The organism is Flagellimonas sp. 2504JD4-2 (genome assembly GCF_053642935.1).
Genome location: NZ_JBSIOV010000002.1, coordinates 294,050 through 308,362 on the forward strand (window position 1 = coordinate 294,050; position 14,313 = coordinate 308,362).

Annotated in this window: 16 protein-coding genes; 8 read left to right on the forward strand and 8 right to left on the reverse strand. The window is 39.7% G+C overall.

The window, feature by feature from the left end; all coding sequences use genetic code 11:
* Positions 1-144 precede the first annotated feature (144 nt).
* Together ACULLH_RS08050 and ACULLH_RS08055 are read left to right on the forward strand one after the other, a co-directional pair.
* On the forward strand, positions 145-1,374 hold the full coding sequence (locus ACULLH_RS08050) for a hypothetical protein (protein ID WP_454088230.1): 1,230 nt from the start codon (positions 145-147) through the stop codon (positions 1,372-1,374).
* 37 nt (positions 1,375-1,411) lie between these two features.
* Complete coding sequence (locus tag ACULLH_RS08055) at positions 1,412-2,641, forward strand: hypothetical protein (RefSeq protein WP_454088231.1); 1,230 nt, start codon at positions 1,412-1,414, stop codon at positions 2,639-2,641.
* 94 nt (positions 2,642-2,735) lie between these two features.
* Here ACULLH_RS08055 and ACULLH_RS08060 read toward each other — a convergent pair whose 3' ends face one another.
* The 3 genes from ACULLH_RS08060 to ACULLH_RS08070 all read right to left on the reverse strand — a co-directional run bounded on the left by ACULLH_RS08060 (position 2,736) and on the right by ACULLH_RS08070 (position 5,362).
* Positions 2,736-3,065, reverse strand: a complete 330-nt coding sequence (locus ACULLH_RS08060; protein ID WP_454088232.1) for a YegP family protein — start codon at positions 3,063-3,065, stop codon at positions 2,736-2,738.
* A 168-nt stretch (positions 3,066-3,233) separates the two neighbouring features.
* Positions 3,234-4,820 carry an outer membrane protein assembly factor BamB family protein gene (locus ACULLH_RS08065; protein WP_454088233.1) on the reverse strand — a complete coding sequence of 529 codons (1,587 nt, stop codon included), beginning with the start codon at positions 4,818-4,820 and terminating at the stop codon, positions 3,234-3,236.
* A gap of 89 nt (positions 4,821-4,909) precedes the next feature.
* Positions 4,910-5,362: a DUF4442 domain-containing protein gene (locus tag ACULLH_RS08070; RefSeq protein ID WP_454088234.1), complete on the reverse strand. Its 453-nt coding sequence runs from the start codon at positions 5,360-5,362 to the stop codon at positions 4,910-4,912.
* A 169-nt stretch (positions 5,363-5,531) separates the two neighbouring features.
* On the opposite strand from ACULLH_RS08070, the gene ACULLH_RS08075 reads away from it, so the two are divergent.
* From ACULLH_RS08075 to ACULLH_RS08095, 5 genes are all read left to right on the forward strand, one after another.
* Positions 5,532-6,014 carry a DUF4870 domain-containing protein gene (locus tag ACULLH_RS08075; RefSeq protein ID WP_454088235.1) on the forward strand — a complete coding sequence of 161 codons (483 nt, stop codon included), beginning with the start codon at positions 5,532-5,534 and terminating at the stop codon, positions 6,012-6,014.
* A 173-nt stretch (positions 6,015-6,187) separates the two neighbouring features.
* Complete coding sequence (locus ACULLH_RS08080) at positions 6,188-6,517, forward strand: PadR family transcriptional regulator (RefSeq protein ID WP_097045933.1); 330 nt, start codon at positions 6,188-6,190, stop codon at positions 6,515-6,517.
* An 8-nt stretch (positions 6,518-6,525) separates the two neighbouring features.
* Positions 6,526-8,253: a PspC domain-containing protein gene (locus ACULLH_RS08085; RefSeq protein ID WP_454088236.1), complete on the forward strand. Its 1,728-nt coding sequence runs from the start codon at positions 6,526-6,528 to the stop codon at positions 8,251-8,253.
* 85 nt (positions 8,254-8,338) lie between these two features.
* Entirely contained in the window at positions 8,339-9,061 is a 723-nt protein-coding gene (locus ACULLH_RS08090) for a head GIN domain-containing protein (protein WP_454088237.1), read from the forward strand.
* A gap of 181 nt (positions 9,062-9,242) precedes the next feature.
* The gene (locus tag ACULLH_RS08095; RefSeq protein ID WP_454088238.1) at positions 9,243-9,692 is read left to right on the forward strand and encodes a hypothetical protein; all 450 of its coding nucleotides are present in this window, start codon (positions 9,243-9,245) and stop codon (positions 9,690-9,692) included.
* Positions 9,693-9,761: 69 nt separating this feature from the next.
* Here the strand turns inward: ACULLH_RS08095 and trxB are convergent, their stop codons facing one another.
* The 5 genes from trxB to ACULLH_RS08120 all read right to left on the reverse strand — a co-directional run bounded on the left by trxB (position 9,762) and on the right by ACULLH_RS08120 (position 13,834).
* Positions 9,762-10,730: a thioredoxin-disulfide reductase gene (gene trxB, locus ACULLH_RS08100; protein ID WP_454088239.1), complete on the reverse strand. Its 969-nt coding sequence runs from the start codon at positions 10,728-10,730 to the stop codon at positions 9,762-9,764.
* Between the two features lie 530 nt (positions 10,731-11,260).
* A complete protein-coding gene (locus ACULLH_RS08105) occupies positions 11,261-11,680 on the reverse strand; it encodes a GNAT family N-acetyltransferase (RefSeq protein WP_454088240.1) in 420 nt (139 codons plus the stop codon).
* Positions 11,681-11,693: 13 nt separating this feature from the next.
* The gene (locus ACULLH_RS08110; protein ID WP_454088241.1) at positions 11,694-12,848 is read right to left on the reverse strand and encodes a phosphatidylserine decarboxylase; all 1,155 of its coding nucleotides are present in this window, start codon (positions 12,846-12,848) and stop codon (positions 11,694-11,696) included.
* Positions 12,849-12,922: 74 nt separating this feature from the next.
* Positions 12,923-13,498, reverse strand: a complete 576-nt coding sequence (locus ACULLH_RS08115; protein ID WP_454088242.1) for a DinB family protein — start codon at positions 13,496-13,498, stop codon at positions 12,923-12,925.
* A gap of 6 nt (positions 13,499-13,504) precedes the next feature.
* A complete protein-coding gene (locus tag ACULLH_RS08120) occupies positions 13,505-13,834 on the reverse strand; it encodes a winged helix-turn-helix transcriptional regulator (RefSeq protein WP_454088243.1) in 330 nt (109 codons plus the stop codon).
* Positions 13,835-13,963: 129 nt separating this feature from the next.
* On the opposite strand from ACULLH_RS08120, the gene ACULLH_RS08125 reads away from it, so the two are divergent.
* Positions 13,964-14,278, forward strand: coding sequence for a DUF6660 family protein (locus ACULLH_RS08125; RefSeq protein WP_454088244.1), 315 nt, complete (start codon positions 13,964-13,966; stop codon positions 14,276-14,278).
* Positions 14,279-14,313: the final 35 nt, after the last annotated feature.

Genomic DNA, 14,313 nt, shown 5'->3' on the forward strand with positions numbered 1-14,313 from the left:
ATTTCAAATTGTACTCAGTTGTTAGTTGATGGTTTCAGTTTTTTGTTACAAAACTTTAAAATGGATTAGATTTATAAGATTTTTCTTTCAAATATGCTTAAGTTTATTCCTGTAAATCTATTCCCATCTTTATCCTCAAATATTATGAAAAACTTAATTCTTTTCAGCATTTTCTTTTTATCCGTATTAAGCATAAAAGCCCAATGGACCGATAATGGAACAAATCTAACCACCACCGATAATGTGGGGATAGGCACCACCAATCCAGCACTCAATCTGGAAATTAATAAAAGCTTTGATGGTACAACAGGTGCATTTATTTTGAATCAAAGCCAAACAGCGAACTCAAGGACCATATTGTTAATGGGTGAAACTGCATCCGGAGGAAACTATGGATATCTTGCGCATTTTAACCCTAATTACGTCTCCAATTGGGGCTCATATACCTTAGCAAATTCCACAGCACTATTTGGTAATGATACCAATGGATTAAACCTTATTGCTGGAAACTCTAACGGTAAAATAGTCTTTGGTACTAGCACAACCGAAAAGATGAGGTTAAACTCCGTTGGGAACTTAGGCATTGGCACCACAAACCCAACTCATCTTTTAACCCTGAATGGAGGCGCAAGCTCAGATGGAGCAAGGGCCCTAGTTTTTGAAAGAGAGGTAAGCGGTGGAGCATATAACGATATCAAGGCTTCTTTAGGTATTAGTGGGCATACAACCCAAGGAGGATTACGATTTACGTTAAGTTCTGACAATGGAGGCAATTGGAACAATGATGTCCTCTTTTTACAAGCAGGAGGCAATGTTGGCATTGGCACCAGCGATCCTGAAGAACAATTGGATGTAAATGGAAAAATCCAAGTGGATCACTTAATACGAGTAAATGCCGCTTCTACTACTGAAGGTGGAGAAATTGGCCTGGACGGACCGTCGGGGTACAACGATTGGCGCATTGATAATCGCGTTGGCCATTTCCGATTGCATCATTCAGGCACTGTACACCTTCAACTAAACAATAATGGTAACCTTGGTATTGGAACAACCTCCACCGGCTCACATAAACTTGCAGTTGAGGGCTCCATCGGGGCAAGAGAAGTCAAAGTAGAAGCAAGTGGTTGGTCAGATTTTGTTTTCGAAAAAGACTATGACCTTCCGACATTGGAGGAAGTGGAAAATCATATTAAAACAAATGGACATCTGAAAGACATTCCAAGTGCTAAAGAGGTCGAAGAAAATGGAGTTTTACTGGGAGAAATGAATGCGAAATTACTTCAAAAAATTGAAGAGTTAATGTTGTATACGATTGAACAGCAGAAAGAGATCAAAGAGTTAAGATCTCGGCTTGAAAAATTAGAAACCAAATAATCTCAATCCCAAACTTGTCTTTAAAAATTATACATATATGAAAACAACAATTCTATTTCTCTCAATTCTTTTGACATTATCAACCGTACAGGCTCAATGGACAGATAATGGAACCAATTTAACTACCACCGATAATGTTGGAGTAGGAACGACTACTCCATCCGGAAAATTGGAAATTTTAAAAGATGCCAACCTATCAAGTTCAATAACATTACCCAATAGTGGTTTGGTCTTGCGAGCTGATAACGATGGTAACGACGCTAGTCTTAGGTTTGGAGTAGACAATACCAATTTAAAGGCTCTTATTCAAACACAGCAAACAACAACAGCTGCTAAATTTGACTTGCTCCTTAATCCTTTTGGAGGAAATATTGGAATTGGAACCATAAGTCCACAGTCCAAACTACAAATAAAACAAGATGGCCCTTCAGGTCTCAGATTTGTTAGAGATAGCCACGATGAATATGAATTACTTGTAGCGGGCACTAAGGGTCTGTTTGTTAAAAACCGTACTGATGGAGTTGATGAAATGGTATTCGATGGCACAGGGAATGTTGGCATTGGCACTTCAGATCCTGTGAACAGACTTCATGTTAAAGGCAATACTTTAGGAGCAGTAGCAGGGGATCAGTCTATGATTACCACTATTGAAGGAAGCGTGGATGGAAACAATTCAAAATTTCAAATCCTAAACAAGCGTAACAGCAATGGTACAAATTGGAATAACACCTCTTTAAGATTACAAAGAACAGTGGATTCAACTCCCCAAGCTTTCATAGATTTTGGAATTGAAAATGAAAATTCAAACTATGGGCTAGCTTTTGGGACCCGCAATGGATTTGGCGGCACCCAACAAACTAGAATGGTGATAGAGGAAAATGGGTATGTTGGCATAGGGACCACCAGCCCGGATGCCAGATTGGCCGTAAATGGAAATATCCATACCAAGGAGGTCAAAGTAGATTTAGTAGGTTGGCCCGATTACGTATTCGAAAAAGACTACCGACTTCCAACATTGGAGGAGGTGGAAAAACATATCAATATAAATGGGCATCTAAAAGACATTCCAACTGCTAAAGAGGTCGAAGAGAATGGGGTTTTCCTTGGAGAAATGGACTCCAAACTCCTCCAAAAAATTGAGGAACTCACCCTATATACGATTCAGCAGCAAAAAGAAATTCAGCAACTCAAACAGGAAAATTCGAAGCTACAATCCTTATCCGAGAGATTGGAACAGGTTGAGAGCCTTCTTGGTCAAAAAGAATAATTGGGTCTAATTCTGAGTATAAACCATAAAAAAAAAGCAACCAAAATTGGTTGCTTTTTTAAATCATGCTGATAGCGCCCTATAGCAATTGCTATTAGGAGTTATCCTCCACAGCAGCGTCAGGTGCGTTTTTCTTTACAGATGCTATCCCATTTTCCATTGCGGAAGTAGAAGTATACATCTCACTTTTTCCAATAACCTGGCCGTTGGAAGCTTTTAGGTTAAAGTATGGACTACCATCTTTAGCAGTTTTGCGATCAAAACGATCATCGTTCTGTGAATTGGTTCTCACTGATTCGATGCCATTCTCGCAAGCAGATTTGCTATTGTACTGTTCGCTAGTTAGTATCACCTGACCATTTCCGGCTTTAAGATTAAACATTGTTTTGCCCGAACTGGTGGTTTTAACTTCAAATTTTCCCATGTGTGTTTAGTTTTCTATTAATTACTGTTAATGGTGAAATTACTAAAAAATAGTAATTCCCCTAAGATATGAAGTTTAAACGTTATGTCATATAGTTCGGTGTAAATTGAAATTAGAAAACTTTCTTTTTAAAGATAACTGGGTTTTCAATAGCAATTGCGCTGGTCGCTATTCACCAATGCAAATGAGATGTTTTAAGGTTCTATGATACAATTTGCCGTTCGCAAAGGAGGGTGTGTTCACCGACCATGTTTTTCCTTTTGGACCAAGATCATTTAGACTTATAAATGCACTTTCATCAAATGATTCGGTTTTTGCATCTATACAATACACAACACCAAGCATAGTGGTAAAAAAAAGTTTCCCGTTCACAACGATAGGATTTCCGTTAAAATTCCAATGCCAACCATCCCTTCGGGATCTTTTATCATTGGACACATCCAGTCCTCTAATATTGATGGTTTCAGTGGTCAACTCTTTATTCCATATATAAGTCCTTGTTTCATCAGAATAATTAACATGAACAGGTACTTCCAGATATTCAGCTTTTCCTGTTTGTAGATTTACCTTGCCCACAGAATAGTCTGGACCGATATCTTTTCTATAATGTCCTTCTTTAAAACAAAGGAAAAAGAGGTTATCATCGACTATAATATTTGTGTACCACGAGGGAAATACATTCAACCCCAAATCCTTTTGAATGTCCACACTTTTTTTCACAATATATTTTCCAGCCTTTTCATCATACGTACGGATATCAACGTTGTCGGTCAACGAAACCTTCTTTTGCAGCTGACCTGTCTTTGAATCCAGAATATGGACAACACATTCCTTTTCGGTATACCACACGGCATAGTCCTTGTCCCAAGTGGCATTATATAAGGCCAATCCTTCTTCAGTTTCATATTGCCACAACCTTTTTCCAGTTTCCGCATCAATCAAGGAATATCCCTTTGGTTTTTCAGGAACATCATGATGCCCCCCTCTTCCGATCATGATGGCAGGCTTTCCATCTTCAGTTTCGGAAAGAAAAGGCGTGTTGTAATGTGTAAGTCCATCTTCAGAAATCCATATTTCCTTGCCAGTGCCTTTGTCAATGCCATATAAATAGTTCCACCCATAGGTTCGATCACCATCTTTTTTCCAATAGGTCTCCATATTAATAATTAGGTCGCCTACAATAAAAGGTTCGAACTGTTTGTTGAAGGGAAAATGGACGCCATCCAACTCTTCAACAGGATTCCAGGTTCTTTCCCAGATCAAGTTTCCCTGAAAATCAAAGCAACTCAAATTCCCGCTTGCATTGTAAAACCAAACATGCTTGCCATCGGTAACAGGTCCTGGGGTTGAAGAATCACTGAAACCGTACATATATTCGCTATCCACACTTCCCTTAAGCTCCTTTTTCCAAATAATTTTGCCATCCTTGGCATCAATGCATAACCCATGAACGTCAGCTCCTTTAATACCTTTTCCTTCTTCTATTCGGTGTATAGGTTTCATTACGGTTAGGAAAATAGTATCGTCCCATATCGTGATACCACTTTGTCCGCCTTCTGGCAACTCCGCTTTCCACAACACATTTTTACCTGTGGTTACGCTCCACTCGGTTGGAACTTTATCCTCCGTGGTCAAAGTCCAATCCCCATTAGGTCCGGCTGGTTGGGGCCAATTATTGTTCTTTTGTGCACTAATGGTCAAATAAAAAACTAGTGAAAGTATTAGTGGGAGTGTTTTCGTTTTGTTACTAATCATTTTTTGGTGTAGGTTGATTTAACAAAATGCAATAAAGGAGATTGGTTGGAAAGAAACCAATACTAAATTGACCTATAGAAACATTATTTCTACTTAATTCTGATGGTCCACTCGAAGTTAAAGGTCGAAACGACCACACCATCTTGGTTGACCCCTGTGGATTTCATCCAAAAAGTTTGTCCCTCCCCTGTTTCAATAGTTTTTTGAATAGCGTCGCTGATCAAATGGCCATCCTCACAGGTAAAGGTTATTCTGCCCGTAGCTTTTTTGGTAAAAGTGGCATTGTTATTTGCAACCAACATGGATATTCGCTTACCACTTTTTTTGATTTGCGTAATGACCATTGCTCCAGTACTCAGCTCCGCCGCCATGCCTTGCACTGCCCAAAACATAGAATTAAAAGGGTTTTGATTAAACCATTTATGTTTTACAGAAGTTATCGCTTTTTGGTCATCGATGTACTTCAGCCGTACGCCGCACCACCAAGCAGATGGTAATTTAAAAAACGTGAACTTATTGAATTTACTGGGATTTAGAGCCATTGTAATTATTTATCATTGCTAAAAGTAACCAAAATAATGACATTTTCAATATGTTAAATATATGTTAATATTTAGTACTTTGTTTTGCATAGTACCATCTTTTAGATATATATTTGCATCGTAAGCTAATAGGTAAACCCTGTTTGTAGTTAAAAATCATCAATTAAAAATGGCAACAACAATAACCAAACACGAAAGAAATTTGTCCGCGATCATACACGCATCGACCTTTTCAAAGTACTTTATTCCTTTTGGGAATTTTATACTTCCGTTGATTTTGTGGACCGCAAATAAAAAAGAGTATCAATTTGTGGATTATAATGGCAAACAGGCGCTTAATTTTCAAATTAGCCTGTTGTTATACTCTATTCTAGTTGGAATTATCAGTGTGCCGTTCTTTGTTGGTTTCCTGCCAGATTTATTCGACTGGGGTGTTTTTGACTTCCATAGATTAAGTGACCTGAACAACTTGAACATTCACATTAGCAGTGACGATTTTAGGTTTGGACGTTTTTTCTGGCCAGTCGGAATTTCGGGATTGCTTCAGTTTGCCTTGGTGGTCATCAACATTGTATATACCATTTTGGCCACTATAAAAACCAATGAAGGAGAAACTTTTAAATATCCGATCACAATAAAATTCATCAAATAAAAAACGATAGGAGTTTAATCATCAATCAAAAAACGAAAACATGTACTGAGTGTAGACGAAGTATCATCAATCAACAATCAATCAATCAAAAAACCGTTTCCACTCCCCTGCTCATCACAGGGGAGCTAAGGGAAACAAAAAACGAACAGTTAATTAAATAGAACCATGCAGTTATGAACATAGAAAACACAAAAGCACAAATGCGCAAAGGGGTTCTGGAGTATTGTATTCTTTCCATTTTAAATGATAAGGATAAATACGCATCAGAGATTCTTGGAGCCCTAAAAGACGCTAAGATGCTGGTGGTGGAAGGTACCATATATCCTCTGCTCACAAGGCTAAAGAATGCTGGACTGCTCAATTATCGTTGGGAAGAATCCACATCAGGGCCGCCTCGAAAATATTACGCACTTACCGAAACAGGACGCCTGTTCTTAAACGAACTCAACGGTACCTGGGATGAACTTAGAAATGCAGTCAATCTGGTAACCAACACAAAATAAATCAAGAAATGAACAAGACAGTAAATATAAATTTAGCAAACACGCTCTTCCATATAGACGATACTGCTTTTAACAAGCTCAAACGTTATTTGGAATCCTTAAAAAGATCCTTTGCCGGTACTCCGGGCAGTGATGAAATCATTGCTGACATCGAGGCAAGAATCGCGGAACTCTTCTTGGAAAAAATGGAGAACGAGCGACAAGTCATTACCGAAAAGGAAGTGGATTCGGTTATTAATGTGATGGGACAACCAGAAGATTACATGGTTGACGAGGATATTTTTGAAGACGAGCCCAGAAAGACTCAAAAACGCACAGAACGTAAATCCAAAAAGCTGTACCGCGATATGGATCAAAAGTATATCGGTGGGGTATGTTCAGGTCTGGAGCACTATCTAGGACTGGATGCCCTTTGGATTCGATTGATCTTTATCCTATTGGCCGTATTTACCGGTTTTGGACTTATCGCCTATATCCTATTATGGATTTTGGTCCCTGAAGCAGCGACCACCTCCCAAAAACTGGATATGTCGGGAGAGCCCATCAACATCAGCAATATAGAACGCAAAGTAAAAGAGGGGTTTGATGATGTTGCAGACAGTATAAAAAATGTTGACTACGAAAAAGTGGGCAACAAGGTAAAAAGCAGCTCCAAGACCTTTTTTGACACCATTGGTGAAATCATCATGTTCCTGTTTAAAATATTCGGGAAGTTTATCGGAATACTATTGATCATTATTGGTGCCTCTACCCTTATAGGGTTATTTGTGGCCATGTTCACAGTCGGTATGTTCGATGCCGTACATTTTCCCGGTGTGGATTTCTATGAAATCGTAAACACAACAGGAGCTCCTGTATGGTTGGTGTCGATACTCTTGTTCTTTGCCTTTGGCATTCCGTTCTTCTTCTTATTGTACCTCGGTCTCAAGATTTTGGTGAACAACTTGAAATCCATCGGCAACATTGCAAAGTTCTCACTCCTTGGTCTATGGCTCATTTCTATAGGAACCTTGTTCACTTTGGGTGTAAGACAAGCAGCTGAGTTTGCCAATGTAGGCAGTGTAAATATCAAAGATCAAATGTTGATGGTCGAAGGGTCGGATACCCTGACCATTAAAATGAAGGATTCAGATTTTGATTATGGTATGGAAGACATCCACTTTGGAAGAATGACATTTACCTATGACGATAACGACAATCGACTATTGATTTCTGACGACGTCGATATCAAGGTAAGAAAATCGGATGACGCCTATGTTAAGCTCAACATCCGGAAAGATTCCCACGGCAGCAGTACATTGGCGGCAAGGGAAAGAGCAAAGCAAATAAATTACAACTATGAACTTGCGGAGAATGAGGTGGTTCTTGATGAATACCTGACCACCTCTCCTTCCAATAAGGCACGAAATCAAGAAGTGACAACAACCATCTACATTCCTGAAGGCAAAGTGGTTTCTTTTGAGGAATCGACAAGGGGGCATATTGGTAGAGGAATACGAAACGACCGCGACCTGTACAGAAGTGGTATCGTTGCATACACCTGGATCATGGGCGAAGATGGTGAACTTAAATGCCAAGACTGCCCAGAAGAAATCGAAGATGAGGACGAAGAACGCGAAAGAGTGATCATTGATAAAAATGGTATCAATATCGACGTAGAAGATGGGGCGGATAGTTTTAAAATGAAGCTTGATGAGAACGGACTTGAAATAAAAGCGGAGGAAAAAGACAACTGAGAACCCGATTTCTACAGTTCGGAAACCTTTAATAGATAAAAAACAATTTAAACACGAATTTTAATCAATCATTAAAACAACAATCATGACAACACTAGCAAGAATAGCAATCGCATTTATTTTGGCCGTATTCGCCTCGTCCTGTATCATGGATGTCAATTTTGGCAACGGTAAAAAAGGAAATGGCGAGGTAGTAGAGGAAAGCCGAAAGGTTACCGAAGATTTCACTGTAGTATCTGCCTCTGAAGGACTTGATGTTTTTGTAACCCAAGATTCAGATTTCAAAATTTCCGTAGAGGCGGACGAAAACATCATCGACCTCATCGGGACAGATATCAAAGATGGAAAATTACGTATCCATGCCATAGAGAACATTGGAAGAGCTACCAAAAAAGTATATGTAACACTTCCTGAGGTTACCGCACTTAGAAGCTCCAGTGGGGCCGACCTAATCGCACAGAATGTAATTGAAACCGAAAAAATCGAACTCGACGCGAGCAGTGGTTCAGATCTACGGATAGAATTGGTAGCCTCTGAAGTATCTGCTGATGCAAGCAGCGGGGCCGGAATCAAGATTTCTGGAAAAGCGGATGCACTTTATGCGGATGCAAGCAGCGGGGCCGATATCAGAGCTCGTGAGCTATTTACCAAAACGTGTAATGCCGACGCCAGTAGTGGTGCTGATATATCCGTAAACGTATCCGAATCGTTGGTAGCTGATGCAAGTAGCGGAGCCGATATTCGGTATTCAGGAGAGGCCAGTGTTAAAACGAAAAAGTCTGTTTCTGGAAGCGTTCATAAATACTAGACTAAATAATCACTATATCCCTTTGGGAAAAACAAAAGACCTGGTTATCTCCAGGTCTTTTTTGTTTGTGCCCATAGCTCTTACTTGAAGCTCGATCAAAGTCGTTGTTTGCTAACCACTTAACAAAAAAAATTGTATCTTATTAGTGGAAAGGAAACTATAACTCTAAACACATACTGCCATGAAAAAAATATTTGGATTGGCCTTGTTGATGCTGATTTTGATTTCTGCTACAAAATTAGCTTCTCCAATGCCTGAATCGATGCACTCTATCGAGGGAACTTGGGAACTTCAAAGTTTCTATAACTATGATGATGGTGTTAACATTTCGGATACAGTCCCGACCGCGGATGGTTATCGACAGGTAAAAATGTACTATAACGGAAAGATTATGTGGAGTAGACACGCTCCTAAAGATTCTTTGGATTGGTTCGGCTATGGAACGTACAGAATCACGGCCGATTCGCTTATTGAAACTTTGGAATACGGCTCTGCGACCATGATGTCCGCTTTGGACACCTTGAGAGTGTTCAAATTTGAGTTGGAAATGACCGATGAAACATACAGTCAAATTAGCTTTGATGAAGAAGGCAATCGCACCTTTTCCGAAAATTACAAACGCATCGATTGAAACAGCATACCATAACAAAAAAGGCACCTTATATAGGTGCCTTTTTTTATTTTATATTTTGGAAAATCGCTAGGAAACCACAGTTTCTGCGCTCTCTACCGATGCCAAATAGCGTTCTGCATCCAATGCGGCCATACAGCCTGTTCCTGCTGCGGTAACGGCTTGGCGATACTCCTTATCCTGAACATCACCGCTCGCAAAAACCCCAGGTTTATTGGTCTTAGTGGATTTTCCCTCGGTAATGATATACCCAGTGTCATCCATATCCAATTGACCCTTGAAAATATCGGTATTGGGTTTATGCCCGATTGCGATAAAAAGTCCTGTAATGGCAATCTCTTCCTTTTCTCCCGTTTGATTGTTTACCATACGCAAACCTTCCACAACCTGGTCGCCAAGAACTTCATCCACTTCGGTATTATAGCGTATTTCAATATTATCCAAGCTATTTACCCGATGTTGCATGGCTTTTGAGGCCCTCATATAGTCTTTTCGCACCAACATGGTCACTTTTGTGCAAATATTTGCCAAATACGAAGCTTCCTCTGCCGCAGTGTCCCCTGCCCCAACTATAGCCACATCTTGACCTTTATAGAAGAAACCATCACAGACGGCACATGCTGAAACTCCACCCCCTCTTAAACGCTGCTCGCTTGGGATGTTCAAGTACTTTGCTGTAGCTCCTGTAGATATGATAACGGTCTCAGCTTCAATTTGCTTGCTGTCATCGACTGTAATCTTATGAATACCACCGACCTCATCGCTAAAATCGACAGCTGTTACCATACCGATGCGCACTTCTGTTCCAAATCGTTCCGCTTGCTGTTGCAACTGCACCATCATGGTTGGACCATCAATACCTTCAGGGTATCCCGGAAAGTTGTCCACTTCTGTGGTAGTGGTCAACTGTCCTCCTGGTTCCATGCCTGTATACATAACGGGTTTCAAATCGGCCCTAGAAGCATAAATTGCCGCTGTATAACCTGCTGGGCCAGACCCTATAATCAATGTTTTTATTCTTTCTATCTCTTCTGACATAATAAAAATCTACGAGTGTGTTTTAGTTTTACAAAAGTAGGTTTTTTGCACAGAAACTTACACTTGGGTTATTATGACTTACCAACACTTCAAATTAGAAAAGAGCCACAGGGCAAATGGCTCTTTTGATAATTTATAATAGGTTAATGATGGTGCGTCTTAAAAACCGCTACAACCAAGAGGCTCAACCTCAAAACCCCTTGGCGCAACGGAAACCTCATTGAATAAGATTTACACGGATTGAACACTAAAAAGTAAAGATCCTATCTTATTTTTTTGGAGGTTATTTCATGCTCTAAAAGATCTATCTAGAATTATTTGGTAAACTTACTATCGAAATAGAGTTTGGAGATAAGCCGATTAATCAATGCGGTGTCCCCATCGATGAATGGCCCGTTTGGATTTACGGTAATACTTCATGTTGCTTGGAGTAAGCGGGCAAAGTAGAAGATGAAAGCAATACTATACTGACAATGGACGTAATCAAAATTCTTCTGGGATGATCGGCCTTGGACAATTTCTATCAATAGCTAACTTCCCATAATCTTATACATTCCAGGGCTACCGTCACGCCTTTTAGTATACCCAAAAGAGGTATAGAATGTTTCCACGCCCTCTGCGGCCATGAGACCAATGAAGCCATAATCCTGTATAGTTGCGGAAAGAAAGGATTCTATGGCTTCCATAATGAGTTTCCCCACACCTTGTCCCCTGTGTGAAGGATGTACAATAATATCCTGGATATAAAAATAGATGGCACCGTCACCAATTACACGCCCCATCGCAACAATATCCTGTTCGAAAACCACCACTACCGAGAACAAATCTTGGTTAAGTGCTTTTGCCACTTTCTGATCCTCTAACAACTGCCAATTTGTGGTATTTCGAAGCTTTTGATATTCTGATACCGTTATGGGGCGTGTTTCTACTTTATAACCGTCAATATTCATTTTTTTGTTTTGCCTATTTTGACAATACACCAACTTTTTGTCCCAGTTGAACGTTGATGGCGTTCAGCCTACCTTTTTCAAACAAAAGCAAAACTGTAGAACCCCCATAGGCAAAATGTCCCAGTTTATCTCCTTTGTACACTTTAATAGGGTTTGAATCAACGATATCCTTGAATTTTTCCTCAAACACCACAGAACCTATGGTTTGCAATCCAATAGGAATCATTGCAATATGTCCGTAATCCTTGGTATCAATAATATAATACCCATGCCTAAAATTCTGAAAAACGCTATAATCTTTGTTATAAGCTACGTTTCCATCATTGATAATATCAAGAATATCGGGCATACCAAAAAGTCTATCGCCCACATCGTCTCTGGACTCCACCATAATCCCTGAAATGGGTGCATGGAAATGGTGATAATAAGTAGGCAATAAGAAAAATGCCATGGCAGTTCCACCAACAAACTTTTCACAGAATTTGGAGCCACCCAACAATTCCTTTAAACTTAATGTCATACCTCCTTTGGTCGGAATTTGGGAGTCCATTTGAACATTGTTGTTGATCATATTGACAACACCATCCGCAGGAGCCACTAGAACAGAATTGTCATTAATTGCCGTAATTGGCCTAGTTCCTGGTTTGAGGTCGCGGGTAAAAAAATCGTTGAACGACTTAAACCCTCCGATTGGCTCTACAAAATCCTTGTTGTTTAGAACAGGGTCGGAAAGCCATTCCGATATATTCTTGGTCGATTCTGGGCTGTCCATATATTTTCCGCGTTCCGCTATAAAGTTCAATGACCAGCTTTTGCCAGGTTCTTCAAGGATAAATTCCATTCCATCAGGGTTTTTATGATATAGGAAAGAAAATTCCAGAATTCGATCAAGTCCGTTTTTGGTATTCGGCAAAAAATAAAACCATTCGTTCATAAAGGTGTGCAAATCCTCAACATTTTTATTTTTCCATGGGTTTGCCATGCCATTTGGTAGTTCATGTACATTTTGGAACATACGATCAACAACGGATCTAAACTCTGCGTTGTTGGAATAGAGATTTTTAAGCTCAATTACAGGTTTGCTGTCGTTCTGGCCAATAAGACTTAAACACATAAAACATTGAAAACCGAGTGCGATAATGAATTCTTTGAAAACAAGTTTTTTCATGATTTCGGTTATTGTTATAAAATAATTTAATTGAATCCAGATGCCATTAGGGCTCTGGAACACTCAGGGGAACTTTAGTGCAATGTGGAGATTCCTTTAGGTAATGGAATTCCTAGATATCGTTCTTTAATAATATTGAAATGTCGGAGTTCGTGGCCCGCTATATGATATGCCAAAGCGCGAACCGTTCTTCTATTAATAATACTGCCGTCAAAATCAATACCTTCTCCGCTTCTTAAAAAACAATCATTGGGTAGATACTGAAAAAGAGCAATGGTTGCTTTTCGGACCAACTCGTACTCCTCAAATATACTATCCAAACTGCGTTTATTCGCTTGCGAATATTTCACATACCAATCCTGGTCAAAACCATGAAGCGGGGTTTCATCATTTCGTGCGTACCGCAAGGCCCTGTAGGTAAAGACGCGCTCATCGTCAATAAGATGCACAAGAATTTCCTTGATCGTCCATTTATCCTCTTTGTACCGATAGTATAACTTCTCATCTGGAAGCTGCTGGACAAAATCCCGAAGTGCGATAAAATTATCCCATAAATGCTTTAAAATCAGCCCGTCATCATCCAATAAATCCATATAAATACTTGAATATTCTGGGTATTCATCTACAGTGGGTTTGGTAATCTTTCTCATTCTTCCTTATTTGAATTTTTTCGCCCATCTATTTCTTGCCCAACCACCAAGAGGTTCTATCAATCCGAACAGCTCTTCACCATGTTCGGTCAAAGCATAACCCTCCACGGTTCGTTCGATCAGGTAAGAATCCCTAAGTTCCTTTAACCTCAAGTTTAAAGTGGTTGGGGATATGGATTCACAATACTCCTGAAGCTTTCTAAAGGTGCTAGGGCCGTTGGAAAGATGCCAAACAATTCCCATCGCCCAACTACGTCCCAAAAGATCTAATAAAGCCATAATGGGTTGTCCTGTTTTGGAACCTCTTACAGGTTTTCCAGGTATAGGTAATGCCATTTGCTACAAATTTAATAGCAAAGCTACATAATGTGTAGCATTTTGCCAAATGATTTTAAAACCAAAAGTTTTGCACTTGGACAGCGATTTTGCAATGTTGTTGCATTCACTTTAAATTATCTTTGCATTATGAAATGGATACTGATTGTATTTTCTGCATACTTTTTGTCTTTGAACCTACTTCCATGCGGAGACGAAGCTTTGGATTCTCAGTCAATAAAGACTGAAGTTTCTTGCGCGGACAGTGCCCATGAACATGACGAAGGCCATCTGTGCTCCCCATTCTGTCAATGTCAGTGCTGCCATGTCCATGTTATTTCTGCCGATTTGGCTATTCTTCTTCCCACCAAACCTGATTTTTCATCCGAGCTGCATACTGATAAGCAGGGAGTGATTCAAGAAATACTGTATTCCCTTTTCCAACCTCCCAGATTTTTTGGCTAGTTCTTTAGCGAGGCATCTGCCTTTCAAACTTTAAC

Coding starts and splice junctions, on each gene's coding strand:
- ACULLH_RS08050 (WP_454088230.1), top strand. CDS start 145: ATGAAAAACTTAATTCTTTTCAGCATTTTCTTTTTATCCGTATTAAGC.
- ACULLH_RS08055 (WP_454088231.1), top strand. CDS start 1,412: ATGAAAACAACAATTCTATTTCTCTCAATTCTTTTGACATTATCAACC.
- ACULLH_RS08060 (WP_454088232.1), bottom strand. CDS start 3,065: ATGGGAAAATTTGAAGTTAAAACCACCAGTTCGGGCAAAACAATGTTT.
- ACULLH_RS08065 (WP_454088233.1), bottom strand. CDS start 4,820: ATGATTAGTAACAAAACGAAAACACTCCCACTAATACTTTCACTAGTT.
- ACULLH_RS08070 (WP_454088234.1), bottom strand. CDS start 5,362: ATGGCTCTAAATCCCAGTAAATTCAATAAGTTCACGTTTTTTAAATTA.
- ACULLH_RS08075 (WP_454088235.1), top strand. CDS start 5,532: ATGGCAACAACAATAACCAAACACGAAAGAAATTTGTCCGCGATCATA.
- ACULLH_RS08080 (WP_097045933.1), top strand. CDS start 6,188: ATGAACATAGAAAACACAAAAGCACAAATGCGCAAAGGGGTTCTGGAG.
- ACULLH_RS08085 (WP_454088236.1), top strand. CDS start 6,526: ATGAACAAGACAGTAAATATAAATTTAGCAAACACGCTCTTCCATATA.
- ACULLH_RS08090 (WP_454088237.1), top strand. CDS start 8,339: ATGACAACACTAGCAAGAATAGCAATCGCATTTATTTTGGCCGTATTC.
- ACULLH_RS08095 (WP_454088238.1), top strand. CDS start 9,243: ATGAAAAAAATATTTGGATTGGCCTTGTTGATGCTGATTTTGATTTCT.
- trxB (WP_454088239.1), bottom strand. CDS start 10,730: ATGTCAGAAGAGATAGAAAGAATAAAAACATTGATTATAGGGTCTGGC.
- ACULLH_RS08105 (WP_454088240.1), bottom strand. CDS start 11,680: ATGAATATTGACGGTTATAAAGTAGAAACACGCCCCATAACGGTATCA.
- ACULLH_RS08110 (WP_454088241.1), bottom strand. CDS start 12,848: ATGAAAAAACTTGTTTTCAAAGAATTCATTATCGCACTCGGTTTTCAA.
- ACULLH_RS08115 (WP_454088242.1), bottom strand. CDS start 13,498: ATGAGAAAGATTACCAAACCCACTGTAGATGAATACCCAGAATATTCA.
- ACULLH_RS08120 (WP_454088243.1), bottom strand. CDS start 13,834: ATGGCATTACCTATACCTGGAAAACCTGTAAGAGGTTCCAAAACAGGA.
- ACULLH_RS08125 (WP_454088244.1), top strand. CDS start 13,964: ATGAAATGGATACTGATTGTATTTTCTGCATACTTTTTGTCTTTGAAC.